Source organism: Paraburkholderia sp. BR10937, assembly GCF_040965695.1.
Taxonomy (GTDB): Bacteria; Pseudomonadota; Gammaproteobacteria; order Burkholderiales; family Burkholderiaceae; genus Paraburkholderia.
On sequence record NZ_JBFRCL010000040.1, the window covers coordinates 42,591 to 68,000 of the forward strand.

Annotated in this window: 23 protein-coding genes, 1 tRNA gene and 1 riboswitch; of the genes, 9 read left to right on the top strand and 15 right to left on the bottom strand. The window is 66.1% G+C overall.

The annotated features are described in order from the left end of the window. Window positions 1-6 precede the first annotated feature (6 nt). The 4 genes from ybeY to AB4Y44_RS28355 form a co-directional block, all read right to left on the bottom strand. Window positions 7-468: an rRNA maturation RNase YbeY gene (gene ybeY / locus AB4Y44_RS28340; protein WP_342921220.1), complete on the bottom strand. Its 462-nt coding sequence runs from the start codon at window positions 466-468 to the stop codon at window positions 7-9. Window positions 469-503: 35 nt separating this feature from the next. Then, a complete protein-coding gene (locus AB4Y44_RS28345) occupies window positions 504-1,637 on the bottom strand; it encodes a PhoH family protein (protein ID WP_368701461.1) in 1,134 nt (377 codons plus the stop codon). A gap of 45 nt (window positions 1,638-1,682) precedes the next feature. Beyond that, the gene (gene miaB, locus AB4Y44_RS28350) at window positions 1,683-3,056 is read right to left on the bottom strand and encodes a tRNA (N6-isopentenyl adenosine(37)-C2)-methylthiotransferase MiaB (protein WP_342921218.1); all 1,374 of its coding nucleotides are present in this window, start codon (window positions 3,054-3,056) and stop codon (window positions 1,683-1,685) included. A 280-nt stretch (window positions 3,057-3,336) separates the two neighbouring features. Next, window positions 3,337-4,320 carry a LysR family transcriptional regulator gene (locus AB4Y44_RS28355; RefSeq protein ID WP_368701462.1) on the bottom strand — a complete coding sequence of 328 codons (984 nt, stop codon included), beginning with the start codon at window positions 4,318-4,320 and terminating at the stop codon, window positions 3,337-3,339. Between the two features lie 113 nt (window positions 4,321-4,433). On the opposite strand from AB4Y44_RS28355, the gene AB4Y44_RS28360 reads away from it, so the two are divergent. The 4 genes from AB4Y44_RS28360 to ribB all read left to right on the top strand — a co-directional run bounded on the left by AB4Y44_RS28360 (window position 4,434) and on the right by ribB (window position 8,196). Then, window positions 4,434-4,838, top strand: coding sequence for a VOC family protein (locus tag AB4Y44_RS28360; RefSeq protein ID WP_368701463.1), 405 nt, complete (start codon window positions 4,434-4,436; stop codon window positions 4,836-4,838). Window positions 4,839-4,895: 57 nt separating this feature from the next. Continuing rightward, on the top strand, window positions 4,896-6,083 hold the full coding sequence (locus tag AB4Y44_RS28365) for an MFS transporter (RefSeq protein WP_368701464.1): 1,188 nt from the start codon (window positions 4,896-4,898) through the stop codon (window positions 6,081-6,083). A 202-nt stretch (window positions 6,084-6,285) separates the two neighbouring features. Then, window positions 6,286-7,017, top strand: coding sequence for a helix-turn-helix domain-containing protein (locus tag AB4Y44_RS28370; protein WP_368701465.1), 732 nt, complete (start codon window positions 6,286-6,288; stop codon window positions 7,015-7,017). A gap of 113 nt (window positions 7,018-7,130) precedes the next feature. Next, window positions 7,131-7,304, top strand: a riboswitch (FMN riboswitch). A 163-nt stretch (window positions 7,305-7,467) separates the two neighbouring features. After that, a complete protein-coding gene (gene ribB / locus AB4Y44_RS28375) occupies window positions 7,468-8,196 on the top strand; it encodes a 3,4-dihydroxy-2-butanone-4-phosphate synthase (RefSeq protein WP_368701466.1) in 729 nt (242 codons plus the stop codon). An 11-nt stretch (window positions 8,197-8,207) separates the two neighbouring features. Here the strand turns inward: ribB and AB4Y44_RS28380 are convergent, their stop codons facing one another. Next, entirely contained in the window at window positions 8,208-8,894 is a 687-nt protein-coding gene (locus tag AB4Y44_RS28380) for an HAD family phosphatase (RefSeq protein WP_069262876.1), read from the bottom strand. A 142-nt stretch (window positions 8,895-9,036) separates the two neighbouring features. After that, on the bottom strand, window positions 9,037-10,572 hold the full coding sequence (gene glpK, locus AB4Y44_RS28385) for a glycerol kinase GlpK (RefSeq protein WP_368701467.1): 1,536 nt from the start codon (window positions 10,570-10,572) through the stop codon (window positions 9,037-9,039). A gap of 210 nt (window positions 10,573-10,782) precedes the next feature. Between glpK and AB4Y44_RS28390 the strand changes: the two genes are divergently transcribed. Further along, window positions 10,783-11,160, top strand: a complete 378-nt coding sequence (locus AB4Y44_RS28390) for a hypothetical protein (RefSeq protein WP_342921211.1) — start codon at window positions 10,783-10,785, stop codon at window positions 11,158-11,160. A gap of 258 nt (window positions 11,161-11,418) precedes the next feature. Here AB4Y44_RS28390 and AB4Y44_RS28395 read toward each other — a convergent pair whose 3' ends face one another. After that, window positions 11,419-11,616, bottom strand: coding sequence for a hypothetical protein (locus tag AB4Y44_RS28395; RefSeq protein WP_028205977.1), 198 nt, complete (start codon window positions 11,614-11,616; stop codon window positions 11,419-11,421). A gap of 628 nt (window positions 11,617-12,244) precedes the next feature. On the opposite strand from AB4Y44_RS28395, the gene AB4Y44_RS28400 reads away from it, so the two are divergent. After that, complete coding sequence (locus AB4Y44_RS28400) at window positions 12,245-13,078, top strand: ferritin-like domain-containing protein (RefSeq protein WP_342921210.1); 834 nt, start codon at window positions 12,245-12,247, stop codon at window positions 13,076-13,078. A gap of 66 nt (window positions 13,079-13,144) precedes the next feature. Here AB4Y44_RS28400 and AB4Y44_RS28405 read toward each other — a convergent pair whose 3' ends face one another. The 4 genes from AB4Y44_RS28405 to AB4Y44_RS28420 all read right to left on the bottom strand — a co-directional run bounded on the left by AB4Y44_RS28405 (window position 13,145) and on the right by AB4Y44_RS28420 (window position 18,001). Continuing rightward, window positions 13,145-14,767 carry a DEAD/DEAH box helicase gene (locus tag AB4Y44_RS28405; RefSeq protein ID WP_368701468.1) on the bottom strand — a complete coding sequence of 541 codons (1,623 nt, stop codon included), beginning with the start codon at window positions 14,765-14,767 and terminating at the stop codon, window positions 13,145-13,147. A gap of 257 nt (window positions 14,768-15,024) precedes the next feature. Then, entirely contained in the window at window positions 15,025-15,645 is a 621-nt protein-coding gene (locus AB4Y44_RS28410; protein ID WP_342921208.1) for a hemolysin III family protein, read from the bottom strand. Between the two features lie 270 nt (window positions 15,646-15,915). After that, on the bottom strand, window positions 15,916-17,211 hold the full coding sequence (locus AB4Y44_RS28415) for a c-type cytochrome (RefSeq protein WP_368701469.1): 1,296 nt from the start codon (window positions 17,209-17,211) through the stop codon (window positions 15,916-15,918). A 22-nt stretch (window positions 17,212-17,233) separates the two neighbouring features. Continuing rightward, entirely contained in the window at window positions 17,234-18,001 is a 768-nt protein-coding gene (locus AB4Y44_RS28420; RefSeq protein ID WP_342921206.1) for a c-type cytochrome, read from the bottom strand. A 610-nt stretch (window positions 18,002-18,611) separates the two neighbouring features. Here AB4Y44_RS28420 and AB4Y44_RS28425 point away from each other — a divergent pair. Beyond that, a complete protein-coding gene (locus AB4Y44_RS28425; RefSeq protein WP_368701470.1) occupies window positions 18,612-19,538 on the top strand; it encodes a CopD family protein in 927 nt (308 codons plus the stop codon). A gap of 17 nt (window positions 19,539-19,555) precedes the next feature. Here the strand turns inward: AB4Y44_RS28425 and AB4Y44_RS28430 are convergent, their stop codons facing one another. Next, the gene (locus AB4Y44_RS28430; RefSeq protein ID WP_368701471.1) at window positions 19,556-19,855 is read right to left on the bottom strand and encodes a hypothetical protein; all 300 of its coding nucleotides are present in this window, start codon (window positions 19,853-19,855) and stop codon (window positions 19,556-19,558) included. 284 nt (window positions 19,856-20,139) lie between these two features. Continuing rightward, window positions 20,140-21,288 carry a galactonate dehydratase gene (dgoD, locus tag AB4Y44_RS28435; RefSeq protein ID WP_069262869.1) on the bottom strand — a complete coding sequence of 383 codons (1,149 nt, stop codon included), beginning with the start codon at window positions 21,286-21,288 and terminating at the stop codon, window positions 20,140-20,142. 73 nt (window positions 21,289-21,361) lie between these two features. Between dgoD and AB4Y44_RS28440 the strand changes: the two genes are divergently transcribed. Continuing rightward, window positions 21,362-22,117 carry an FCD domain-containing protein gene (locus tag AB4Y44_RS28440; protein ID WP_342921203.1) on the top strand — a complete coding sequence of 252 codons (756 nt, stop codon included), beginning with the start codon at window positions 21,362-21,364 and terminating at the stop codon, window positions 22,115-22,117. Window positions 22,118-22,291: 174 nt separating this feature from the next. Next, window positions 22,292-23,308, top strand: a complete 1,017-nt coding sequence (locus AB4Y44_RS28445; protein ID WP_368701472.1) for a diguanylate cyclase — start codon at window positions 22,292-22,294, stop codon at window positions 23,306-23,308. 91 nt (window positions 23,309-23,399) lie between these two features. Here the strand turns inward: AB4Y44_RS28445 and AB4Y44_RS28450 are convergent. Together AB4Y44_RS28450 and AB4Y44_RS28455 are read right to left on the bottom strand one after the other, a co-directional pair. After that, window positions 23,400-23,476: transfer RNA gene (locus tag AB4Y44_RS28450), tRNA-Met, on the bottom strand. 111 nt (window positions 23,477-23,587) lie between these two features. Further along, on the bottom strand, window positions 23,588-25,246 hold the full coding sequence (locus AB4Y44_RS28455) for an MFS transporter (RefSeq protein WP_368701473.1): 1,659 nt from the start codon (window positions 25,244-25,246) through the stop codon (window positions 23,588-23,590). Window positions 25,247-25,410: the final 164 nt, after the last annotated feature.

Sequence of the window (25,410 nt, forward strand, 5' to 3'; positions counted from 1 at the left end):
GGGGGCTTACTTGTACGGATCAGGAAAGCCTAGCGAGTTGAGGACCTCGGTTTCGATGCCTTCCATCTCTTCGGCTTCGGTCTCGTCTTCGTGATCGTAACCCTGCGCGTGCAGCGCGCCGTGCACGAGCAGATGCGCGTAGTGCGCGGCGAGCGGCTTGCCCTGCTCGGCGGCTTCCTTTTCCACCACGGGGCAGCACAGGATCAGATCGCCCGTGACCGGATCGTCCTCGCTCTCCGCATAGGCGAAGGTGAGCACGTTGGTCGCGTAGTCCTTGCCGCGATACGTGCGGTTGAGCGTGCGGCCTTCCTCGGCGTCGACGAAGCGCACGGCCAGCTCCGCGTCCGCGAAGAGCGCGGCCTTGAGCCACGCCGCCACGGTGGCGCGCGGCAGCGCGGCCTTGTGCTGTGGGAACGCCTTCGCGGCGGGGAACTGCACGGTCAGTTTGAGTTTCGGTGCGCGGGGCATGGGGCTAAAGCTGTGAGACGACGCAGGCGGCGGCGTTAGCGCGCATCGCCAACGCCTTCGTCCTTTTTCGAATGCGCGTCATACGCCTCGACGATACGCGCGACGAGCGGGTGGCGCACGACGTCCGCACTCGTGAAGTGCGTGACGGCAATGCCGCGCACGTCCTTCAGCACATGCTGCGCTTCGATCAGGCCGCTCTTGTGGCCGCGCGGCAAGTCGATCTGCGTGGTGTCGCCGGTCACGACCGCCTTCGAGCCGAAGCCGATACGCGTGAGGAACATCTTCATCTGCTCGGGCGTGGTGTTCTGTGCCTCGTCGAGAATGATGAACGCGTGATTGAGCGTGCGTCCGCGCATGTAGGCGAGCGGCGCGATTTCGATCATCTGGCGCTCGAACATCTTCGCGGTCTTGTCGAAGCCGAGCAGATCGTAAAGCGCGTCGTACAGCGGACGCAGATACGGATCGACCTTCTGCGACAGATCGCCGGGCAGGAAGCCCAGACGCTCGCCCGCTTCCACGGCCGGACGCGTGAGCACGATGCGCTTGACCTGATCGCGCTCGAGCGCGTCCACGGCGCAGGCTACGGCGAGATAGGTCTTGCCGGTGCCTGCGGGGCCGATGCCGAACGTCACGTCGTGCGAGATGATCTGCTTCAGATACTCGCGCTGCGCGGGCGTGCGGCCGCGCAGGTCGGCGCGCCGCGTGTAGAGCTTCGGGCCGAGTTCCTCGACATCGACGCCTTCGCTCGCGGGCTCGTCGAACGGATGATCGGGGTCGCCGCGAAAGCGCGGGTCGATCTCGGCGGCTTCGTTGCCGCCGCTGTTGCCGCCGTTCACCTTGCCGCGCACGCCACCGTTGCCATTGCCGCGCGGATCGTTCGCCGAGTTGCCGCCGAAGTTCGCGGGGTGCCGGGCCTCGACGAGCGCGAGCTGAATGTCGTCGACGGAGAGCGGATCGCGCGCCTGGTTGTAGAAGTTCTCGAGCGCCGCGAGCGCCAGCCTGGCGCCACGCCCGCGAATGGTGATGCGATGGCCGCGCCGCGCGAGCGTCACGTCGAGCGCTTGCTCGATCTGGCGCAGGTTTTCGTCGAGCGGGCCGCAGAGGTTGGCGAGCCGCGCGTTGTCGTCGCGCGGCGCGGTGAATTCCAGATGCTGCTGATTGGGCTTCAAGGTGTCTCTGAACTCCTGAATTCCTGGCTGGGTGCGCCGAGCCGATTAGTGCGCGAGCGTCGAAGCGTCTTCGTGCGCGAGCACGAGTTCGCCGCGCAGCGAGTGCGGGTACGCGTGGTTGATCTTCACGTCGATCATCTGGCCGATCAGGCGCGCGTGCGAAGCGAGCGGCGCCGGGAAGTTCACCACGCGGTTGTTCTGCGTACGGCCCGAGAGTTCGCTCGGGTCCTTGCGCGAAGGGCCTTCCACGAGAATGCGTTCGACCCGGCCAACCATCGACTGGCTGATGCGCGCCACGTTCTCTTCGATCGTGGCCTGCAGGTGCTGCAGGCGCTTGAGCTTCACCTCGCGCGGCGTGTCGTCTTCGAGATTCGCGGCGGGGGTCCCCGGGCGCGGGCTGTAGATGAACGAGAAGCTCGTGTCGTAGCTCATCTCCTCGACGAGCGCCATCATCTTCTGGAAGTCCTCTTCGGTCTCGCCGGGGAAGCCGACGATGAAGTCCGTGGAGAGCGACAGGTCCGGGCGGATCGCGCGCAGCTTGCGGATGATCGACTTGTACTCGAGCACGGTGTAGCCGCGCTTCATCGCCATGAGCACGCGGTCCGAGCCGTGCTGCACCGGTAGATGCAGATGGCTCACGAGCTTGGGCACCTTCGCGTAGGTGTCGATCAGGCGCTGCGTGAATTCCTTCGGGTGCGAAGTCGTGTAGCGGATGCGCTCGATGCCGGGGATCTCGGCGACGTATTCGATCAACGTGGCGAAGTCGGCGGCGTCGTGCGCGCCGGCCGTCAGTGCGCCGCGCCAGGCGTTGACGTTCTGGCCGAGCAGCGTGACTTCACGCACGCCCTGGTCGGCGAGGCCCGCGATTTCGGTGAGCACGTCGTCGAGCGGACGCGAGACTTCCTCGCCGCGCGTGTAGGGCACGACGCAGTAGCTGCAGTATTTCGAGCAGCCTTCCATGATCGAGACGAACGCGCTCGGGCCTTCCACGCGCGCGGGCGGCAGATGGTCGAACTTCTCGATTTCGGGGAAGGTGATGTCCACCTGCGCGCGGCCCGAGGCGCGGCGCGCGTCGATCATCTGCGGCAGGCGGTGCAGCGTTTGCGGGCCGAACACGAGGTCCACGTACGGCGCGCGCGCGACGATCGCCGCGCCTTCCTGGCTCGCCACACAGCCGCCCACGCCGATCAGCAGGTTCGGGTTCGCTTCCTTGAGCTCGCGCACGCGGCCGAGGTCGGAGAAGACCTTCTCCTGCGCCTTTTCGCGCACCGAACAGGTGTTGAAGAGGATGACGTCCGCGTCTTCGGGGGTGTCGGTCTTCACGAGACCTTCGGCGGCGCCGAGTACGTCGACCATCTTGTCGGAGTCGTACTCGTTCATCTGGCAGCCAAAGGTCTTTACATAAACTTTCTTGGTCATCGGGTTTCGCCGTTCGCAGTGGTTGACCTGGGGGCGTCGTCCGCTTGATGCACGCGCGTGATGCACGGTCTGCACGTCAGGACTACGGTGTTTTATGGGGGCTGAATCGGGGTGCGGCGAAACCGGCTATGAGGCCGGCGTTGGCATCCTGTTTCTGGCCATGCGCGTTTGGCGACCTGGGACGTTCCGCGTTGCTCTTTTGTTGTTTTTGCCGGTGCCGCATTTGCCGATACTGGCCAGTGCGGATGCGGCTGCGGATCGCTTTCTGCGCAATCCGCCATTATATCCGTTTGCGTCTGCGGCTTTGCGTCGCTTCGGCCGGATCCGTGCAGGGGACGAGCGCCTCGAGTTCGCCCGAAGTCTGCGCGAAGCGCTCGCTGAGGAAATCGAGCAGCGCCCGCACGCGCGGCGCGAGAAAGCGGTTGCGGTGATAGAGCGCGTGCAGCGGGGCGTCGGGGTAGCGCCACTCGGGCATCACGGTCTTGAGCCGCCCGGCGCGCAGGTCGTCCGCGACATCCCAGATCGACTTCACCGCGAGGCCGTAGCCGCACAGTGCCCACTGGCGCGCGACTTCGCCATCCGTCGACTCGAGCGCGCCGTCGAGCGGCACCGTATAGGTCTGCGTTTCGGTCTGCGAACCGCTGCCGCGCGTGAAGCGCCACTCGTTGACCGGCCCCGCCGCCGACCCGATCACGATGCAGTCGAAACTGGCCAGATCGTTCGGCTCCCACGGCTCGCCGCAGCGTGCGAGGTACTCGGGTGAGGCGCACAGCACGCGGCGGTTCGGCGCGAGCCAGCGCGCCACGAGCGAACTGTCCTGCGGCGTGCCGAAGCGGATCGCGAGATCGATGTCTTCGAGCACGAGATTCGAGAGCGAGTCGGTCAGCATCAGCGAGAAACGCACGTCGGGGTAGAGTGCGCGGAATTCGTCGAGCCAGGTCATCAGCAGATTGCGGCCGAAATCCGAGGTCGCCGAAATGCGCACCTTGCCGCGCACCGCGTTCTGGCCCTCCTGCAAGGCCGCCTTGGCGTCATCGAGCGAGCGCAGCGCGTGCTCGCTGCAGGTGAGGTAGAGACGGCCTTCGTCGGTGAGGCGCAGCTGGCGGGTGGTGCGATCGAACAGACGCGCACGCAGCTCCGCTTCGAGCCGCGCGAGCCGGGCACTGGCCGCCGCGGGCGTGAGGCCGAGCTTGCGGCCCGCCGCGGAAAGGCTGCCGAGGCGTGCCGCCTCCACGAACAGGCGCACGTCGCCGAGGTTGTCCATCGCGATTATTAGAAATGGATTGAAAATGATTCAAATGCTACGCCAATTATCAAATTCGAGCGCAGCCGCGACAATGCGCGTGTTTTCAGGACAACGGCCTCGGCCCGCACGCCATGCAACTCGATCACGTCACCCTCGTCACTCCAGACCTTGAAGGCACATGCCGCTTCTTTCGCGACGTCGTCGGCCTCGAAGACGGGTCGCGTCCGCCGTTTCGCGTGGACGGCCACTGGCTCTACGCGAACGGCCGCGCGGTCATCCATCTGGTCGATGCGACCGAGCCCGCGCGGTTGCCAGGCGGAGCGTCTGCGCTTGTCGCGCCGCGCATCGACCACGTGGCGTTTCGCGTGGCGCCGGGCATCGAGTGGCGCGCGCTCGTCGAGCGGCTTGCCGCGCACCGCGTGCCGTACCAGCTGGCGGAGGTGCCCGCGAGCGCGGAAGTGCAGCTGTTCGTTGCGCTCGCGCCCGGTGTCGTCGTCGAGTTCGTGACGTCGCTGGCGGCCGGCGCGGCGGCTTGACGGCCGCTGGCTGCCACTGAAGCCCATTTGAATCCAGGCTGATTTTCGGAGATTTCGATGCCTATCCCCTTGCTCGCGCTGGCCATCAGCGCCTTTGCCATCGGCACCACCGAGTTCCTCATCATGGGCCTGTTGCCCGATGTCGCGCGCGATCTGAACGTGACGATTCCTGCCGCAGGCCTGCTCGTGACCGGCTATGCGCTCGGCGTGGCGGCCGGCGCGCCGCTGCTTGCCGCGCTGACGAGCCGCATGCCGCGCAAGCTCGCGCTGCAGCTGCTGATGGGCGTGTTCATCGTCGGCAACGTGATGTGCGCGGTCGCGTCGAACTATTCGCTCTTGATGGTTGCGCGCGTCGTCGCGTCGTTCGCGCACGGTTCGTTCTTCGGCATCGGCGCCGTCGTGGCCGCCTCGCTCGTGCCGCAGGAAAAGCGCGCGAGCGCCATCGCGCTGATGTTCACGGGGCTCACGCTCGCCACCGTGCTGGGCGTGCCGTTCGGCACAGCCATTGGCCAGCAGTTCGGCTGGCGCGTGGCGTTCTGGATCGTGAGCGGCCTTGGCGTGATTTCGCTCGCCGGCGTGACGGCTCTGGTGCCCAACCATCACGACAGCGGCCCTGCCGGGCTCGGCCACGAAGTGCGCGTGCTGCGCGACCCGCAGGTGTGGCTCGCGCTCGGCATGACGGTGCTCGGCTTTGGCGGCGTGTTCGTCGTGTTCACCTACATCGCGCCGATTCTCGAGCAGGTGGGCGGCTTCTCGCCGCGCGGCGTGACGCTGATGCTCGTGCTGTTCGGCGTAGGCCTGACGCTTGGCAATACACTGGGCGGCAAGCTCGCAGACCGCGCGCTGATGCCTTCGCTCATGGGCATTCTCGTCGTGCTCGCCGTGATCATGGCCATCTTCACGAAGACGAGCCACGCCATGTGGCCCGCCGCGATCACCGTATTCGTGTGGGGCATCGCCGCGTTCGCGACCGTGCCGCCGTTGCAGATGCGCGTGGTCGCGAAGGCCGCGGCGGCGCCGAATCTCGCCTCGACGCTGAACATCGGCGCGTTCAACGTGGGTAACGCAATGGGCGCATGGATGGGCGGGCTCGCCATTGCACACGGCGTGGCGCTCGACTCGCTGCCGTGGGTGGCCGCGGCCGTCTCGGTGGCGGCGCTCGTGCTCACATGGGCGGCGGCGCGGCTCGACACGCGCGCCGAACCGCTGCGCGACGCGCACGTGGCGGCGCGGCAGAATACGTGAGCGCCGGATGAGGGCAATGCGCAAGGCCGTGCAGAAGGCAGCGCGCCTTATGCGCAGGGCGCGAAAGCAATCCACGATTCGCGCTCTGCAATGCTGATAACAGTGTGAAGATAACTTCGTTGGGCGCGGCAAATCGCGATGCTAGTCTTGCCTCCATTCATGCTCTTGCGCCGCAATGACGCGGCGCTGCCTGGAGGCAGCCATGCATTCACCCCTCGCGCTCGTACGCGATGCACGACCCGATATTGCGCACACCGAAGGATCCTACGAGACGCTTGAACATCTTGTGGGCGTCAACCTCGCCCGGCTGCGCGCCGAACGCCAGCTTTCGCTCGATGCGCTCGCACGCGCCTCGGGTGTCTCGCGCGCGATGCTCGCTCAAGTCGAGTCGGCGCGCAGCGTGCCGTCGATCAAGGTGCTGTGCAAGGTGGCGGCGGCGCTCAAAGTTTCCGTGTCGGCGTTCCTGCGGCGGCATGCCGTGAACGGCTTCGAGCATTTGCCCGCCGAGCGGGCGTCGCGTCTCGTTTCCGCCGACGGCCGCTATTCGGCGCGCGCGCTCTATCCGGAAGGGGAGCCCGCCGCCGCCGAATTTCACGAACTGCGCATCGCGCCGCTGCATACCGAGCCCGGCGTGCGCCGGCCGCCCGGCACGACGGTGAACCTCGTGGTGAGCGAGGGCACGCTCGAAGTGAGCGTGCACGATCGGCGCCAATTGCTCGCAACCGGCGATGCGATCCTGTTCGATGCCGACCAGCCGCACAGCCTGCGCAACCCGGGCGACACCGAGGCGCGCGTGTTTCGCGTGACGCTCAACGCCGAGACGCCGCCGCGCTGGGACGTGCCGGTCGGGACGGCTGGCGGCGAAGCGGCATCGGCAGCCGAAGCGGTCCGGACGGTGGAGGCGGTCGCAGCCGTGGCGGCGCAGCCTGCATGAGCCGCGTCGCATCGTCGAGAAAATTCTCTAGTCGTACTTTTTTGCGCTGCACAGTTGCGCAGCCTGTTGTATCCTTTGCCCGCCGGTTAAGTCAGGTAATAAGCCGGTAATCAGTGCGTCTTCAGGGCGGGGCGAAATTCCCCACCGGCGGTATGCCGGCCGCGCCGCAAGGCAAGGTCGACGAGCCCGCGAGCGCCTGCGCGAGCTTCATTGTGTCGTGCGCAGGGTCAGCAGATCTGGTGCGAAGCCAGAGCCGACGGTCATAGTCCGGATGAAAGAAGATGTGCAGATGGTCATGTTTGCCCATCCGCCGCGGCGTTTCGGCCGATGTGCGTGCGTCCGCATTTTCGGGGCGCGCGGCATCCGTGCGAATCACGCGCGCCGGGGATTCCTGTCTGTTTGCAATGCCCTGAAACGTTTTTCGCCTAACTCTCGCGAGGAGCGTTTCACATGTCCCTTACTGCCAGTACCCCTCTCGCTGCATCCCAGGGCGCGCCGCTCGACGCCGCCGCCGATCTCCCGTTCATCGATTCCGAGCCGGTGCCGCCGCGCATTGCCGCCGCGTTGCAAGCCATGCGCGAAGGCCGCCCGGTCGTGCTGCAGGACGACCACGACCGCGAGGACGAGGCCGACCTGATCGTCGCCGCCGAACGCCTCACGCCCGAAACGATGGCGCTCTTCATCCGCGAATGCAGCGGCATCGTGTGCCTGTGTCTGTCTGACGAAAAAGTGCGCGCGCTCGAACTGCCGCCGATGGTGGCCCACAACGAGAGCCGCAACCGCACCGCGTTCACGGTCTCGATCGAAGCGCGCGACGGCGTGAGCACGGGCGTGTCGGCCGCCGACCGCGTGACGACGATCCGCGCCGCGATCGCCGCGGACGCGAAGCCTGCCGATATCGTGCGCCCCGGCCACGTGTTCCCGCTGCGTGCCCAGAAGGGCGGCGTGCTGGCGCGCCGCGGCCACACCGAAGGCACCGTCGATCTGGCGGTGCTCGCGGGCCTCGCGCCCGCCGGCGTGCTGTGCGAGCTGATGAACCCGGATGGCACGATGGCGCGTGGCAAGCAGGTCGACGACTTCGCGAAGCTGCACGATCTGCCGGTGCTTTCGATTGCCGAGCTGGTGGCGTTTCGCGAGTCGCTCGCCGTGGCGCGCGAGCGCTGCGCCGAGCCGGCCTGAGACGCGCGGCCTTACGACTGCACGTCGCCGAATTCGCCGCGCACGCCGGCCTCGACGAGCGCCGGCAGCTCTTCCATGTGCGCCATGATGCGCGTGATGCCCATCTCGCGCAGCACGTCGGCGTAGCCCGAAGGTATGTGGCTCGCGCCCACGAACGCAATCGTCTTCATGCCTGCGGCGCGCGCGGCGTTCAAACCCGAAATGCTGTCTTCGACGACGATGCAGCGCGCCGGCTCTACGCCGAGTTGCTTCGCCGCGTGCAGGTACACGTCCGGATAAGGCTTGGGCCGCGCGACCTGCTCGGCGCTGAAGATGCGCTCGCCGAAGATCGTGTCGAGCCCGGCGCGCCGCACCGAAGCGTGCACGCGCGTGAGCCGGCTGTTCGAAACGACGGCGGCAGGCAGCGTCACCCGGCGCAAGGCGTCGCGCACGCCGTTGATCGGGCTCACCGACTCGGCAATCGCGGCTTCGCAACGATGTTCGATGGTCTCGAGAAAGTCCTCGGGCATCGTGAGGTCAAAGCGCGCGGCGACGTCGGCGAGAAAGCGCGAGGTCTGCTGGCCGAACGCCGCATTCACGGCGGCGTGAAAATCGATGCCGGGAAAGGTGCTGCTGAGCGTGTCGAACAGAACGCGGTCGGCGATGACTTCGCTGTCGACGAGCACGCCGTCACAGTCGCAGATGAGATGGTCGATCATGCGTGAAACGAGAGGCCGGGCAACGCGCGGCCAGCGGACGGCGGCCGGTGCGTGCGCCTGGGCCAGGCAGGGGGCAAGGTGGAAACCTCCAATCATACGTGCTTTTGCTTTTTGAAAGCAGCGCACACGCGGCCTGCGATGCTCAGTGGTCGTCCGCTGCGTTTGCCTCGCGGGTGTCGGCCCACGCTTTTGCTGCGCCGATCGCGCGCTGCCAGCCGGCGAGGCACCTTGCCGCCTCGTCGCGCGGCAGCGAGGGCGTGAAGCGGCGCTCGAGGCTCCAGTGCTGCTGGAGTTCATCGATATCGCGCCAGAACCCCACCGCGAGCCCGGCCAGATATCCCGCGCCCAGCGCGGTGCTTTCGCTGGAGCGCGGCCGCAACACGTTCACGCCCAGCAGATCTGCCTGGAACTGCATCAGCAGATCGTTCGCGCTGGCGCCGCCATCCACGCGCAATTCGTTCACACGCATACCGGAATCGGCCTCCATGGCGTCGAGCACGTCGAACGACTGATAGGCGATCGAGTCGAGCGCCGAGCGTGCGATATGCGCCGCAGTCGTGCCGCGCGTGAGCCCGAACAGCGTGCCGCGCGCGTGCGCGTTCCAGTGCGGCGCGCCGAGGCCGGCGAACGCGGGCACGAGGTATACGCCGTCGCTGTGCGGCACGCTGGCCGCGAGCGGTTCGATTTCCGCTGCGCTGCGAATGATGCCGAGCCCGTCGCGCAGCCATTGCACCACCGCGCCCGCGATAAAGATGCTGCCCTCCAGCGCGTATTGTGTTTGCCCGAGCGCTTGCCACGCGATGGTCGTGACGAGATTGTGGCTCGACTCGACAGGTTGCGCGCCGGTATTCATCACGAGAAAGCAGCCGGTGCCGTAGGTGTTCTTCACCATGCCGGGGCGCATGCACATCTGCCCGAAGAGCGCCGCATGCTGGTCGCCGGCCACGCCGGCAAGCGGTATTTCGGCCGCGAAGAGCGACGCCGCCGTGCGCGCATAGACCTCCGACGACGAACGCACTTCCGGCAGCATGCTGCGCGGAATCTCGAAGAGCGCGAGCAGGTCGTCGTCCCAGCGCAGCGTGTGGATGTCGAAAAGCATCGTGCGCGCGGCATTGGTGACGTCGGTGGCGTGCAGCGCGCCGCGTGCAAAGTGCCACAGCAGCCAGGCGTCCACGGTGCCGAACGCGAGCCGGCCCGCGCGCGCTTTTTCGCGCGCGCCCTCGACATGATCGAGAATCCAGCGGATTTTCGTGGCCGAAAAGTACGCGTCGATCGGCAGGCCGGTTTTCGCTCGCACCATCGGCTCGAGCCCGCGCGCTTTCAGTTCGTCGCAATAGCCGGCCGTGCGGCGGTCCTGCCAGACGATCGCGTTGTACACGGGCTGCCCCGTCGCGCGGTCCCACACGATGGTCGTTTCGCGCTGGTTCGTGATGCCGATGCCCGCAATCGCGGCGGCTCCGACGCCCGCGCGCGTGAGCGCTTCCGCCGCGACGCCAGCCTGGCTCGACCAGATGTCGCGCGGGTCATGCTCGACCCAGCCGGGCCGCGGGTAAAGTTGCGCGAACTCCTTCTGCGCGAGCGCGACGATCGCGCCGCTGCGCTCGAGCAGCAGGGCGCGGGAACTCGTCGTGCCCTGGTCCAGCGCGAGGATGTACGACTCGGCGTGCGACTGAGGCATCGTGCAGTCTCCCTGGAGGGTGCGCGGCGGTACGCGCGTCGACCGGCGCGCACTGAAGCGCGTGGCATCGAACCCAGCATAGCCCGAAAGCGATTTGCGCTCGCTTCGGCGCAACGGAACGGCCGGGGTGTCGCTCGCGCGGCGCGGTGCGACAATAACCGAGTCGGGATGCAGTCGTTTCAACCAGTCGAAAACGATAACGAGGCAATCATGCGTGCAATTGCAATGATCGGTGCGGCCGTGCTGCTCGCGGGGTGCGTGGGCGCGCCGCCGGGCCCGGAAGGCGGGGGGCGCGCGCCGTCGCTCGCCGCCTTGCAGCAGATGTGCGGCGGCCAGACGGTCGATTTCGGTGCGTATGCGCCGGGCGTCTACGCGGCCATCTTCGACGCGTGGGTGGCGAATCGGCGCGGCAGGCTGCCCCAGGACCAGTTTTGCGGCTTCCAGGCTCAGCTCGCGCAGCAATACACCACGCTCGGCAAGAGCGGCAATGGCGAGGCGCGGGGTGAGTGGGTGAACTTCCTCAACGCACAGCGCGCCCAAGCGCTGAGCTGGCGGTCGGCGGTCGACCCCACGCTGAGAGCCGGGTAGGCGAACAGGCGAATAGCGCTGCGGCAGGGTGCGCGCGCACGCGCGCTGCACGGAGGCATGCGCAAAAAAATGGTCACGCGGGCATGAAGCGCGCGGGTCCGCGTGACCATGCACTGCAGGCGCGTACGTCTACTGCCGTGCGCCTGCATCGGGGACGTGCCCGACAAGTCGGGCTAGCGGACGATCCATGCGTCCGCGCAAATCGATAAAGGGCAATGGAGCCTGTGGCTGCGCGGGTGCTCGGCCCGCGGGATCAGGCTACGAACACCGTTTGATGGCGCGCAACGCAGAGTCGCCGATTTCGGTTAGTCGCCATTGCTGAAGGCCGGATGCAAGGCGCTCCAGTTGGACGAGCTGTCGTTCGAGCAAGGCGTCCAGTTCTTCTCGCTCCATGTCGAGCTGGTTGGGGGCGTCCTGTACTAGCAGCAGGGTGGCGAATTCATGCGGACTCAGCATCGTTCTCTCCGTGTTGCCGCATCAGAGGTCGCCGGTTGCGGCCCGCGGGGCGGCGCAGCGACAGGAATGCGGTGGTGTGAGCGAAAGCCTGCGACCGGGCAGATCGACTGACTGGAGGGACCGGCCGCCCGGACCGCCTGTGCGCGGCCCAAACGGCACCCAGCCCGGGATCTACCTCGGGGAACTGGAGTGTAGTCAACGCCGCTGCGTTGTACAAACCACGCCCCGAAAATTTTCCCTTTGACATTTGAGCCCGCACGCAGCGGTCGTGCGAGCCGCCCAGATTCGCGAAATCACTTGAAGTTCATGCCGCAGCGCGGCACACAGCGCGCGAATCCGCTTCGATTCGCTACGCATCAAACGCACGGTAGGCCTGCGGGTATTGCGTTTGCGCGTCGGCCAGTGATCGTCATATGACGTAACGCGGAGAGGTCGTCTATTCCCGGAACTGCGGGAAGCGGGCCCGGTCTGTGCTTTGTGACTGCAGCTACGCGAAAGTACAGCTAAGATGGAATTAGGGATGGCTTGTAACGTTCGCCGCGTGACTTGCGCAGCTCGCCGGGCCTCGGGCTTCGGGCAGGGCGCCGCGCGTGGTGAGCGTAAAACGCCGCTTCGGGAGTAGGACATAATGCGTAACGACAATGAGCCTCGCCATGTGATGCCCTGGCGCATCGAAGACATCGATCTCACCCGTATCGACCGTCAACGTGCCGCCGCCAACGAAGACCTGATGCTGCTCCTCGCCGCCTCTTCGTTCATTGAAAGCGGTTCCGATCTTTACACGAGCAACCTGAACGTGTTCTTCAACGGCGACCCCGAGGTCTCCGAGTGGCTCAACGGCGAATGGGAGCCCGAGGAGCTTCAGCATGGGCGCGCGCTGAAGACGTACATTCAGTACGTGTGGCCCGAGTTCGACTGGGACGCGGCGTTTCAGACCTTCATCGAAGAGTATTCGAAGACCTGTTCGTTCGAGGAGTTCGAGAAAACGCGCGCGCTCGAAATGGTCGCGCGCTGCGTCGTCGAAACCGGCACCGCCACGCTCTATCGCGCGATCGGCGAGTATTCGGACGAGCCCGTGCTCAAGGAAATCACCGACAACATTCGCAGCGACGAAGTGCGTCACTACAAGCACTTTTTCCGCTATTTCAAGAAGTACAACCAGATAGAAGGGCACGGGCGTCTCGCCGTGCTCGGCGCGCTCATGCGCCGCGTGATGGAGATCAAGAACGAAGATTCCGAGATCGCGCTGCGCCATGTGTACGCGGGCCGCTACCCCGACCGCGTGCGCGACGACGCCTATAGCCGCGAGCTCACCGCGCGCGTGAACAGGCTGGTGCGCCACAATCTTTCCGCCGACATGTGCGTGAAGATGCTGCTCAAGCCGCTCAACCTGCCCGCGAAGATCCGGCCCGGCGTGCACTATCCGCTCGCGAAGATCACACAACACGTTTTCTTCCGCTAGGACATCGGCCCGCGAAAACAAAAAGCCCGCTGCTGGAGCGGGCTTTTTCGTTTCTGGGCGCAAAGATCAGCGATCGCGCTGGCCGTTGCCGTCGCGGCGCGAATTGCCGCCTGGGCGGCCGCCGAGCAGGGCGCCCGGGTTGCCTTGCGGCTTGCGTTGTTGCGGGCGGCCCAGTGCGCTTTCGTGCGAAACGCCGCGCTGGCTTTCGCGACGCGTATGCTCGCCCCGCGCGCCTTGTGCACCGTGATTCGCGCCTTGCTGTTTCACGGGCTTGGCGGTGCGCACGCCGCCGTTCGAGGCCGGCTTGGCCGGGCGCTGGCCGCCGTTGCCGCCACCGTTGGCTGCATGCGCGCGGTTGCCTTCACGGTTGCCTTCGCGGTTGCCTTCGCGATTACCGCCGCGCGATTCACGCGGTTCACGCGCCTGCGCGGGGCGTCCGCCGTTCGCGGCATTGGCGCCATTCGACGCACCACGGCCCTGGCCTTGCCCCTGGCGCGGCGAGCGCCCTTGGGGCTGGCTGCGGCGCTGGATCGGCTCGGGCTTCGCGTTCGGGTCCGGCTCGAAGCCCGCGATGACCTCCTGGGGCACCGCGCGCTTGATGAGCTTCTCGATGTCCTTGAGCAGCTGATGCTCGTCCACGCACACGAGCGACACGGCTTCGCCCGTCGCGCCCGCGCGGCCGGTGCGGCCGATGCGGTGCACGTAGTCCTCGGGCACGTTGGGCAGATCGTAGTTGACGACGTGCGGCAGCTGGTCGATATCGATCCCGCGTGCGGCGATGTCGGTCGCGACGAGCACCTGGAGCGTGCCGTCCTTGAACTCGCTCAGGGCACGCGTGCGTGCCGACTGGCTCTTGTTGCCGTGAATCGCGAGCGCACTGATGCCGTCCTTCGTGAGCTGCTCGGCGAGGCGGTTCGCGCCGTGCTTGGTGCGCGTGAACACGAGCACCTGAAACCAGTTGTGCTGGCGAATCAGGTGCGTCAGGAGGTCGCGCTTGCGGTCGCGGTCGACGGGATAGATCTTCTGCGCCACGGTTTCGGCAGTGGTGTTGCGGCGCGCGACTTCGATCAGCGCGGGCGAGTCGAGCAGGCTGTCGGCGAGCGCCTTGATCTCATCGGCGAAGGTGGCCGAGAAGAGCAGGTTCTGGCGCTTGGGCGGCAGCTTCGCGAGCACACGCTTGATGTCGTGGATGAAGCCCATGTCGAGCATGCGGTCGGCTTCGTCGAGCACGAGAATCTCGAGCTGCGACAGATCGATCGTCTTTTGCTGCATGTGATCGAGCAGGCGACCCGGCGTCGCGACCACGATATCCACGCCGCGCCTGAGCGCGTCGATTTGCGGATTGATGCCCACGCCGCCGAACATCACCGTGGACTTGAGCTTCAGATACTTGCCGTAGGCGCGCACGCTCTCTTCGACCTGCGCGGCGAGTTCGCGCGTGGGCGTGAGGATCAGCGCGCGCACCACGCGCTTGCCACCCGCGGCCGGCGCCATGTCCGTGAGGCGTTGCAGGATCGGCAGCGTGAAGCCAGCGGTCTTGCCGGTGCCGGTTTGCGCGCCGGCGAGCAGGTCGCCGCCGCAGAGCACGGCGGGAATCGCTTGCGCCTGGATGGGCGTGGGCGTGCTGTACCCAAGTTCGTTGACTGCGCGGACCAGCGGTTCGGACAAGCCGAGAGAATCGAAAGACATAAACACCTGTTGTATTGCAGTAGCGCGGGCGTCGCTTCGCGGCCCGAAGGCGCGCTGCGCAGCCAAAGCGGTGTTGCCGGGTTCGAATGCGCCCGGTGAAGCCGCTTTTTCGCGTTGTTCGGACGGCGCGCCAGTGCGCGCGCCGCGTTTTTTCTTCATGGAACGGCCAGGTCTATCGAGACCTGTCGTCTGGCGTTAAGTTGCATCGTGCGGCCGCGGACACTGCGGCAGCCGTACGATGTCTTCGCATTGACGCGTCACGCGACGTAGCGCGCGACGCTCACGAATTGACAGACGCTCCCGGCGAGCACGAACAGATGCCAGATTCCATGTCCGTGCCGGATGCGTTCGTCATTGACGAAAAAATAAATACCGACGCTGTAAATGACGCCGCCGGCGAGCAGCCACGCCGTGCCCGCGGCCGGCAAGGCTTCGATGAGCGGTCGAACCGCCACCACCGCGAGCCAGCCCATCACCACGTAGAGCACCATCGACAGTGCTCTCGTGCGCCGCCCGAGCGTGAGTTCCTGAACGATGCCAAGGGCCGCGAGCCCCCAGCTCACGCCGAAGAGCGACCAGCCCCAGGGACCACGCAGCGTCACCAGCGTGAACGGAGTATAGCTGCCCGCGATGAGCAGATAGATCGCGGCGTGGTCGCACTTTTGCAGCACTGCCTTCAGGCGGATGCCGCGCACGCCGTGATACAGCGTCGAGATCGTGTACAGCGCACACAACATCGCCCCGTATACCGCAAAGCTCACGACCTTATATGCGTCGTGATCCAGCGCCGCGAGCGTCACGAGCGAGACGAGTCCCGCCACCGACAACATCGCGCCCACGAGGTGAGTAATGCTGTTCAGACGCTCACCGGCGTGCATGACGACCACTCCTTGTTCTTCCTGGGCGCGACGCGTGCCGGCGGAACAGTGTTCCACCGCATACGGCGCCGTGCCCGAGCGCAGCGTTCAAAACCAGGCCTGACGGGCCACGGAGCCGCCTTCACCAGACGGCCCCGGCGCCAAATAGCGAAGGGCGCAGCCCGCGCTGTGCGGACTGCGCCCTTATCAGGCAACCGTCACTATAACAGTAACCACTTGCGTGGGACCGCCGTAAGGGCTCCGGCCCTTACGGCGGTGGACGGCTTTGCGTCAGTCGAGCGGAGACGAGCGCAGGTCCGCGACCTGCTGCGGCGACACCGGCGTGCCCTTGTTGCCCCAGGACATGCGGATGAACGTCACCACCGCCGCAACCTCCTGGTTCGAGAGCGACTGCGCGAACGGCGGCATGCCGTACGGGCGCGGATTGCCCCCCGTGCTCGGCGGATAGCCGCCGTTGAGCACCATGCGGATCGGGTTCACGGCCGAATGCATCTGGATCGACTGGTTGTTCGCAAGCGGCGGGAAGTTCGACGGCATGCCGAGACCGTTCTCCGCGTGGCACTTGGCACACTGGTCGTGGTAGATCTTCTGACCTTGCTGCAAGAGTTCGCCGCCGAACGCTTCCGATGTCTCCATCTGCATCGTTTCGGGCGCTTCCTTCTTTTGCGGGATGGTCTTCAGGTACGAGGCCATCGCGTGGATGTCGTCGTCCGAGAGGTATTGCAGACTGTTGTGGATCACGTCCGCCATCGGGCCGAACACGGCGCCGCGCTCGGACACGCCTGTCTTCAGGAGGCTTGCGATGTCCCTGATGTCCCAGTCGCCGAGGCCGCCTTCGCTGCCCGTGAGCGACGGCGCGTACCAGTTCTGCAGCGGGATCAGGCCGCCCGCGAAGGCCGCCGAGTTGACCGGGCCGCCCACCGCGTTGATCGACGTGTGGCACATGCCGCAGTGGCCGAGGCCTTCGACGAGATACGCGCCGCGGTTCCATTCGACCGACTTGGTCGGATCGGGCTTGTACTCGCTTTCGCGGAAGAACAGCGTGCGCCAGCCGATCAGCAGGTTACGGTTGTTGAACGGGAACTTGAGTTCGTGCGGGCGGCTAGGCACGTTGACCGGCGGGACCGAGCGCAGATAGGCGAAGATCGCGTCGGCGTCGGCGCGCGTGACCTTGGTGTAGCTCGCGAACGGGAACGCCGGATAGAGCAGGCTGCCGTCCTTCGAGCGGCCCGTGTGCATGGCGCGATAGAAGTCGTCGGCGCTCCACTTGCCGATGCCGTACTGGTCGTCGGGCGTGATGTTGGGGGTGTAGAGCGTGCCGAACGGCGTGGCCATCGGCAGGCCGCCCGCGAACATCTGGCCGCCGCGCACGGTGTGGCAGGCGATACAGTCGCCGGCGCGCGCGAGATACTCGCCCTTCTTGATGAGATCGCCCTGGTCGACGGGCGTCGCGGCCTGCGCCGCGCCGTTGTGCAGATAGTGGGTGCCCGACCAGAGCACCGGTACGAGGGCCGCGGCGGCGGCCACGATGACGGCGGAAAGTGCGAACAGGGACTTGCGGTTCATATTGGCTGTCTCCCCCGGCGCCTTATTGCGGTTCGCTGCCGCAGGCAAGCGGCGTCTTGAGTGAGCCAGCCGGCGCCGGCACGGGGTTCTGCGGCGCGCTCTGCGTGGAGAGCCAGGCCGCGACCGCGTTCACGTCTTCGTCGGTGAGACGCGTGGCGATCTCATGCATGCAGTCGGGCGCCTTCGCATGCCGCGAGCCCGAGCGCCAGGCGCCGATCTGCGCGCTGATGTAATCCATGTGCAGACCGACCAGACCCGGAATGGCCGGCTCCATGCCGGTGAGCTTCGCGCCGTGGCAGGCCGCGCAGGCGGGCACCTGCTTGGCCGGGTCGCCGTGCAGGACGATCTGCTGGCCGCGCGCGAGCGTGTCGCTGCCGACCGAAGGTTTCGCGGGCGGCGGGTAGGGCGGCCGCTGCTGCGAGAAGAACGTCGCGATCTCGTGCAGGTAGTCGTCGGAGAGATAGGTGACCAGATAATTCATCGGAGGGTACTTGCGGCGCCCTTCGCGGAAGTTCATTAGCTGGTTGAACAGGTACTCGGCCGGTTTGCCGGCGAGACGCGGAAAGTAGTCGTTGTCAGTGCCCTGCCCGTGCGAGCCGTGGCACGCGGTGCAGCCCTGCACGCGTGCGGCGATCGTGTCGGGGGCTTTGGGCTGCGGCGCGGAGGCCGCCGTCTGGGCATGTGCAGCGCTGAGAACGCCGGTCGTCCCGAGCAAAAGAGCTGCTGCCAGAGGCGCGACGAGCGGAATGAGCGGTCGGAAGATACGTCTTGGGGACACGCGTAACTCCATCTTTATCGTGGACCTGACCAGGCTTCGAACGGCCCGGCTTCTAGGCTGCGCGCGATGAAAGCAGAAGACCGTGCGCGCTGCGGCGACGCAGCAGATTCTAGCATCGGGAACTCATAGTGACCATTTGCCGCATGCGCCACAAGCGCCCTCCGATGGCTTCGAGGCGCCACCGCGACGTGCTTGCGGCCGATCGTCGCGCCGGTGCCGGTTATGATTCTGCACCTGTTCGCCAATCGGTGACACGGGGTTGTCCCGCACCCGCGCCACACTCGGCGAGCCGCTCGTTGCCGGCTGCATGCATGACCCGATGCCGGGCGCATGCCGCCGCGGTTTACGGTCTCGTACCTTCGCTCGATGCTCGCGCATGCAATGCGCGTTGAAGCCGCATCGAGCCCGCATTGAACCGAATGGCGCGGCGGCTATCGAAGCAGGCACCCTTGCGGGACACGCGATGTAATGCATGTGCGTGTTGCTGTTGCCGTTTTCATGTTGTTTCCTTGCCACTTGTCTCGATGACTCCAATTGCACTTTCCCTATCGTTGCATCAAGCCGACCGATCCCCTTCGCGCGAAGTCCGCGCGACCCGCAACACGCGGGAGGGCGAGGTCCGATGAAAGCTGACTGGCTCTGGATCGGGCAGGTCGCCATGGCGGCCATCGTCAACATCGCCTACGCATTCGCGCTCGGCTCGGCGTTCTATGGCGCATGGCTCGACAAGGACGGGCGCACGCCCGTCGCGCCCGCGCGCCTCGCATGGCTGCGTGCGCAACGCTCGCTGCGCGCCGCGGCGTTTGCGCTCGTGGCGGCGCTCATCATGTGGATGCTTTACGAAAGCGCATCGGTCAGCGGCGAACCGTTGCCCAGCGCATTCGGCGTGGTCGGCACCGTGCTCTCGCAAACGCACGTCGGCCACGCGTGGACCGTCGCGTTCGTCGGCGCGCTCGTGCTGCTCGGCTGCGCGTTCGCGGCTTCGAGTGTGGCGCGCGACGGCGTGCTGTGGCTCGCGCTCGTCGCCATCGCCGCGGGGCGCGCGGGGCTCGGCCACGCGGCCGATGCGGGCTTCGCCTCGGCCGCGCTCGGGCTGCACACGCTCCATTTGCTCAGTGCGAGCGCGTGGAGCGGAATCGTCATGGCGGGGGGGCTTGCGGTGCTGCCGGCGCTCGGCGCATCGACGGCACGCGGCGTGCTGATCCGCACGGCGGGCCAGATTTCGAACGTCGCGTTCTTCGCGGTGGGCTTCGTGATCGCGACGGGCGTGTTCGATGCGCTGCGCGGCAGCGGCGGCTCGATCGACGCGATCGTCGGCAGTACCTGGGGCCGCGTGCTGATGCTCAAAGCCGTGCTCGTGCTGCTCGCGCTCGCGATGGGCGGCTTCAACCGGCTCGTGGCGATGCCCGAGTTGCGGCGCGCGGCGTCGACAGCGGCGGCGCGCCGTTTCGTCAACGTGATCCATCTCGAAGCGATCGTGATGATCGGTGTGCTCGTGACCGCGGCCGCGCTCGCGCACAGCGTGCCGGCCTACGTGTTGCAGGGCTGAAACGTCGTCGCTGCAACTTATTCGTAGCCGAGCCGGTGACTGAGGATCGGTGAGAAGAAGAGGGCGAGGGCGCAGCCCGTGGCGTTGCCTTCGAGTTCCGCGAGTGCGGCCACGGACGCTGGATTGGCGATCAGCGCGATCAGCTGCGGCGCGCACCACAGCGCCGCGGCGCCGATCGCGGCGTACTCGATCCAGCGAATGCGCCAGCCGCGCGTGAAGGCGATTGCGGCAGCGAGCACGCGCAGGAAGCCGAAGGCGACGAGCGCGCCGACGGCGGCTTGTTCGCGGATCAGATAGTCGGGAAGCGACGCGTCCATGGAATCCCTTGCAACACCGAGGTTGGGTTGCAAGGAAATCAGCAAGGAGCAGGCCAGTGGGTGGCGTTCGCGCCCGGCGCGTGCCTTCGATGACGGCCGCGCCTTGCGCGGCGCGGCTTTCCATGAACTGGCTGTGTGCGCAAACGACATAGGCCGTGCGCACGTCTCGCGAGCGAGCGCGCCTGAGCGCGCAAAGCCACGCGAAACGTTACGCCGCCGAAACGCGCAGCATTGAGCGTGTCACGTCACGCTGCGCGCCACGCGTTTCGGCGTTCATTTGCGCATCACCATTCGGCGACGCTGCCATCCTCGTGACGCCACACCGGATTGCGCCAGCGGTGACCCGTCTTCGCCATCTCGCGCACCTTCTCCTCGTTCACGTCGATGCCGAGACCCGGGCCCTGCGGAATCGAGACGAAGCCGTCTTCGTACTTGAAGACTTCCGGATTCCTGATGTAGTCGAGCAGGTCGTTGCCCTTGTTGTAGTGGATGCCGAGGCTCTGCTCCTGGATGAACGCGTTGTAGCTCACCGCGTCGATCTGCAGGCAGGTGGCGAGCGCGATCGGCCCGAGCGGGCAGTGCAGCGCGAGTGCGACGTCATAGGCTTCGGCCATCGCGGCGATCTTGCGGCACTCGGTGATGCCGCCCGCGTGCGAGGCGTCGGGCTGGATGATGTCCACGTAGCCGCCCGCGAGAATGTGCTTGAAATCCCAGCGCGAATACAGACGCTCGCCCAGCGCGATCGGCGTGCTGGTCTGGTTGACGATATCGCGCAGCGCCTCGACGTTCTCGGAGAGCACGGGCTCTTCGATGAACATCAGTTTGAACGGATCGAGTTCCTTGGCGAGCACCTTGGCCATCGGCTTGTGCACTCGGCCATGGAAGTCCACGCCGATGCCGACGTTCGGGCCCACGGCCTCGCGCACGGCCGCGACGTTGTTGATGACGCCCTGGACCTTGTCGAAGGTGTCGATGATCTGCAGCTCTTCCGAGCCGTTCATCTTCACGGCCTTGAAGCCGCGCTCGACCACGGCGCGCGCGTTGTTGGCGACGTCGCTCGGACGGTCGCCGCCGATCCACGAATACACCTTGATCTTGTCGCGCACCTGGCCGCCGAGCAGCGCGTGAACGGGCACGCCATGATGCTTGCCCTTGATGTCCCAGAGCGCCTGATCGACGCCGGCAATGGCGCTCATCGAGATCGGGCCGCCGCGGTAGAAGCCCGCGCGATACATCACCTGCCAGTGGTCCTCGATGAGGAGCGGGTCCTTGCCGATCAGATAGTCGGCGAGTTCATCGACGGCGGCGGCCACCGTATGCGCGCGGCCTTCGACGATCGGCTCGCCCCAGCCGACGATCCCCTCGTCCGTTTCGATTTTCAGAAAGAGCCAGCGCGGCGGGACGACGAAGGTTTCGAGCCTGGTGATTTTCATGCGGTGTCTCCATGACCTTGAGCGGTAGGTCGGCGCTCGCACCACGCGCGAGCGGCAACGTCTTCAAGCGCACATGCTACTGCAAAATTCGCCTTTAAGTGCTATTAATAGTATTATTTCGCAACGCTTCCCAATATCCAGGAGAACGGCGATTCAACGCGATCTGCACGGCACCGTGGCCTACGAACTCGGCAGCGCGATCTTGCGCGGCGACTACCCGCCCGCGACGGTCCTGCCGCGCGAGGCCGAACTCATGGCAACGTTCGACGTGAGCCGCACGGTGCTGCGCGAGGCGCTGCGCACGCTCACCTCGAAAGGGCTCGTGGAGTCGCGCCCGCGCGTGGGCACGCGGGTGCGCGCGCGCGAAGCGTGGAACCTGCTCGATGCCGACGTGCTCGACTGGTACGCGCGCGTGGCGCCGCCGCTCGCGTTCGCGCTCAAGCTCCAGGAAATGCGCGAGATGATCGAGCCGTTTGCGGCGGGGTTGGCCGCGAACGCGCGCGATGCCGATGCGCTTGCCTCGATCGCCGCCGCGCACGAGGCCATGACACAAGCGCGCAATGTGGACGAATGGGTCCGCGCGGACCTGCGCTTTCATCTCGCGGTGCTCGGCGCTTGCCGCAACGAATTGCTGGTGCCGCTCGGCACGCTGATCGAGCGCACGCTCGAAGGCCAGTTGCGGGTGAACGCAAAGCGCGCCGAGGTGTTCAACGCTGCGCTGCCCGACCACACCCTCGTGTACGAGGCGATCGTGCAACGCGACGCCTATGCGGCGAGCCGCGCAATGGCGGCGTTGCTGCGCCTCACGCGCGAGCGCATCGAGCGATGAACGCGTATGCCGAATGGGTGTCTTCGCAACGAATCGCGAAAAACGCAGCGAATTGCAGATGTAAAACGATTGCGCTGGCGCATGCAATAGCGTTTGCTATGCTTTAGCTCGATCGAACGGCGCCGTAGCTTTCAGTGCCGTCAGCAAGTCAAAGGCAACGCTAACGGTTAAGCGATGAAGAAGAGCGAAGCGAAAGACACCCAACTGGACAACGCAACCCTGCTGGAAATCATCAAGGCGCAGTCGGACATCGCGAAGCTCGGGCTCGATCTCGGCGGCGTGATGGCCTACGTAGCGGAGCGCACCGAGCAGCTCACGCGAGCCCAGGGTGCGGTCGTCGAACTCGCCGAGGGTGAGGACATGGTCTACCGCGCGGCCTCGGGCAACGTCGCGAACCTCCTCGGATTGCGCCTCGCGCGTGAAACGAGCCTGTCGGGCCTGTGCGTGCGCGAGGGCGAGATCCTGCGCTGCGACGACTCCGAAACCGACCCGCGCGTGGACCGCGAAGCGTGCCGGCGCGCCGGCCTGCGTTCGATGATCGTCACGCCGCTCAAGCATCTCGAGACGACCGTCGGTGTTCTGAAAGTCACGAATTCGGAAGTCGACGCCTTCAAGGACGAGGACATCCGGACGCTCTCGCTGATGTCCGAACTCATCGCCGCAGCCATGTTCCACGCCGCGCGGCACGAGACGAGCGAGCTCTATCTGCGCGCGACGCATGACGCGCTCACCGGGTTGCCCAATCGCGCGCTCTTTTACGATCGCCTGCGCCAGTCGGTGGACCTCGCGCTGCGCTCGTCGGGCGGACTCGGCGTGCTCAATCTCGACATGGACGGCCTCAAGCCGATCAACGACCGCTACGGACATCGCGCCGGCGACGCGGCGATTCGCGAGACCGCGACGCGCATTGCGCGCCACAGCCGCCGCGTGGACACGGCCGCGCGCGTGGGCGGCGACGAGTTCGCCGTGATCCTGCCCGGCATCGTGGGGCGCGGGGACGCCGAGGCGTATAGCCGCCGGCTCGTGGACACCGTCGGCGAGCCGTTCGAGTTCGAAGGACATCGCATCGACCTCGGCGTGAGCGTGGGCGTTGCCATCCTGCCCGACGACGGCACCGAGATGACGGCGCTGATCGAATACGCGGATCGTTCGATGTACGAAACGAAGCGGGAGCGCAAGCAGATCAGGTGAATGCTGTGCGATCTGGCGGACTCCGGTTCGCCAGGCGCGCGGCAATGAAAAAAGCCGCTGTCCTTGTGGGACAGCGGCTTTCTTTTGCAACTGGTGGCGAATCAGGGATTCGAACCCCGGACCTGCGGATTATGATTCCGTCGCTCTAACCGGCTGAGCTAATTCGCCGAAGAAAATGATTATGACGGTACGCCACGAGGCTGTCAACCCCCTTGGTCATCTTTTTTGCAGGGAAGGCGGCCGCCGGGCAAGAGGCCCCGCCCGGCCGCGCTCACAGCCTCAATCCTGCGCGTAAATATCCGAGTCCTTGGTTTCCTTCACGAACAGCATGCCGATCACGAAGGTGCCCAGCGCGATGATGATCGGATACCAGAGGCCCGAGTAGATATCGCCGCGCGCTGCCACGATCGCGAACGCCGTTGCCGGCAGGAAGCCGCCGAACCAGCCGTTGCCGATGTGATAGGGCAGCGACATCGAGGTGTAGCGGATGCGGGTCGGGAACATCTCCACCAGCATCGCCGCGATCGGCCCGTACACCATGGTCACGAAGATCACGAGGATCGTCAGCATCACCACCGTCATCGGCCAGTTCAGTTGCGCGGGGTCGGCCTTGAGCGGATAGCCCGCCGCTTTCAGCGTGGCCGCGAGCGTCTTCTCGAACAGCGCGCCGGCTTCCTTGGCGCCGGGCGCCCGGCCGTCGAACGTGTCGATGGTCGTGTCGCCCACCTTGATCTGCGCGCGCGTGCCTGCCGGGGCGGCCACGTTGTCGTAGTTCAGGCCGGCTTTCGAAAGCGCGCTCTTGGCGATGTCGCACGAGCTCGTGAACTTCGAGGTCCCGACCGGGTTGAACTGGAACGAGCATTCGGCCGGATCCGCGATCACGACGATGGGTGCGCGTGCGGTCGCGGCTTCGAGCGCCGGGTTCGCGTAGTGCGTGATCGCCTTGAAGATCGGGAAGTAGGTGAGCGCCGCGATCAGGCAGCCAGCCATGATGATCGGCTTGCGGCCGATCTTGTCCGAGAGCGCGCCGAAGAACAGGAAGAACGGCGTGCCGATCAAGAGCGCCACCGCGATCAGGATGTTGGCGCTGGCGCCGTCCACCTTGAGCGTCTGCGTAAGGAAGAAGAGCGCGTAGAACTGGCCCGTGTACCAGACCACGGCCTGGCCGGCCGTGACGCCGAAGAGCGCGAGCAGCACGACCTTGAGGTTCTTCCACTGGCCGAATGCTTCCGTGAGCGGGGCCTTCGAGACCTTGCCCTCGGCCTTGATGCGCTTGAACGCCGGCGATTCGTCGAGTTGCAGACGGATCCACACTGAAACCGCGAGGAGCAGGATCGAGGCGACGAACGGAATGCGCCATGCCCATGCGGCGAACTGCTCTTCGCCGGTGAAGGTGCGCACGCCGAGGATCACGAGCAGCGAGAGAAACAGGCCAAGCGTGGCGGTCGTCTGGATCCACGAGGTGTAGAAGCCCCGGCGTCCGGCCGGCGCGTGTTCCGCGACGTAAGTCGCGGCGCCGCCGTACTCGCCGCCGAGCGCGAGACCCTGCAGCAGACGCATGGCGATGAAGATCACCGGCGAGGCGATGCCGATCGACGCGTAGCCGGGCAGGAAACCGACCACGAAGGTCGAGATACCCATGATGACGATCGTGACGAGGAACGTGTGCTTGCGGCCCACGAGGTCGCCGAGGCGGCCGAACACGATCGCGCCGAACGGACGCACGGCAAAGCCGGCGGCGAAGCCGAGCAGCGTGAAAATGAAGCCGGCCGTGGGATTGACGCCGGAAAAGAAGCTCTTGCTGATGAAGGCCGCGAGCGACCCGGCCAGGTAAAAGTCGTACCACTCGAACACGGTGCCGAGCGACGACGCGAAGATCACGCGTTTTTCGTCGCGGGTCATCGGCGCGTGCGAGACTTGTCCGCCAACGGTTGCCATAGATGTCTCCAGTATTGATATGCGTGTGGTCCGCCGGGCAGGCGATTCGTAGACCCGCGGTCCTGCGGAGCATTATTGGAATGGAAACTTACGGGCTTCTGACGCGCGTGTGGGTTTCTGAGTGAGGTATCGGAGTGGGGTCTAATCGGCTATGTTCGCTGAAT

Excerpts from the sequence above, each read along its gene's own strand:
- AB4Y44_RS28370 (WP_368701465.1), top strand. The coding sequence starts at position 6,286 with ATGCATTCACCCCTCGCGCTCGTACGCGATGCACGACCCGATATTGCG.
- AB4Y44_RS28365 (WP_368701464.1), top strand. The coding sequence starts at position 4,896 with ATGCCTATCCCCTTGCTCGCGCTGGCCATCAGCGCCTTTGCCATCGGC.
- glpK (WP_368701467.1), bottom strand. The coding sequence starts at position 10,572 with ATGCCTCAGTCGCACGCCGAGTCGTACATCCTCGCGCTGGACCAGGGC.
- AB4Y44_RS28425 (WP_368701470.1), top strand. The coding sequence starts at position 18,612 with ATGAAAGCTGACTGGCTCTGGATCGGGCAGGTCGCCATGGCGGCCATC.
- AB4Y44_RS28400 (WP_342921210.1), top strand. The coding sequence starts at position 12,245 with ATGCGTAACGACAATGAGCCTCGCCATGTGATGCCCTGGCGCATCGAA.
- AB4Y44_RS28415 (WP_368701469.1), bottom strand. The coding sequence starts at position 17,211 with ATGAACCGCAAGTCCCTGTTCGCACTTTCCGCCGTCATCGTGGCCGCC.
- AB4Y44_RS28380 (WP_069262876.1), bottom strand. The coding sequence starts at position 8,894 with ATGATCGACCATCTCATCTGCGACTGTGACGGCGTGCTCGTCGACAGC.
- ribB (WP_368701466.1), top strand. The coding sequence starts at position 7,468 with ATGTCCCTTACTGCCAGTACCCCTCTCGCTGCATCCCAGGGCGCGCCG.
- AB4Y44_RS28405 (WP_368701468.1), bottom strand. The coding sequence starts at position 14,767 with ATGTCTTTCGATTCTCTCGGCTTGTCCGAACCGCTGGTCCGCGCAGTC.
- AB4Y44_RS28355 (WP_368701462.1), bottom strand. The coding sequence starts at position 4,320 with ATGGACAACCTCGGCGACGTGCGCCTGTTCGTGGAGGCGGCACGCCTC.
- AB4Y44_RS28430 (WP_368701471.1), bottom strand. The coding sequence starts at position 19,855 with ATGGACGCGTCGCTTCCCGACTATCTGATCCGCGAACAAGCCGCCGTC.
- AB4Y44_RS28440 (WP_342921203.1), top strand. The coding sequence starts at position 21,362 with ATGCTACTGCAAAATTCGCCTTTAAGTGCTATTAATAGTATTATTTCG.
- AB4Y44_RS28395 (WP_028205977.1), bottom strand. The coding sequence starts at position 11,616 with ATGCTGAGTCCGCATGAATTCGCCACCCTGCTGCTAGTACAGGACGCC.
- ybeY (WP_342921220.1), bottom strand. The coding sequence starts at position 468 with ATGCCCCGCGCACCGAAACTCAAACTGACCGTGCAGTTCCCCGCCGCG.
- AB4Y44_RS28455 (WP_368701473.1), bottom strand. The coding sequence starts at position 25,246 with ATGGCAACCGTTGGCGGACAAGTCTCGCACGCGCCGATGACCCGCGAC.
- AB4Y44_RS28390 (WP_342921211.1), top strand. The coding sequence starts at position 10,783 with ATGCGTGCAATTGCAATGATCGGTGCGGCCGTGCTGCTCGCGGGGTGC.
- AB4Y44_RS28420 (WP_342921206.1), bottom strand. The coding sequence starts at position 18,001 with ATGGAGTTACGCGTGTCCCCAAGACGTATCTTCCGACCGCTCATTCCG.
- AB4Y44_RS28360 (WP_368701463.1), top strand. The coding sequence starts at position 4,434 with ATGCAACTCGATCACGTCACCCTCGTCACTCCAGACCTTGAAGGCACA.
- miaB (WP_342921218.1), bottom strand. The coding sequence starts at position 3,056 with ATGACCAAGAAAGTTTATGTAAAGACCTTTGGCTGCCAGATGAACGAG.
- dgoD (WP_069262869.1), bottom strand. The coding sequence starts at position 21,288 with ATGAAAATCACCAGGCTCGAAACCTTCGTCGTCCCGCCGCGCTGGCTC.
- AB4Y44_RS28410 (WP_342921208.1), bottom strand. The coding sequence starts at position 15,645 with ATGCACGCCGGTGAGCGTCTGAACAGCATTACTCACCTCGTGGGCGCG.
- AB4Y44_RS28445 (WP_368701472.1), top strand. The coding sequence starts at position 22,292 with ATGAAGAAGAGCGAAGCGAAAGACACCCAACTGGACAACGCAACCCTG.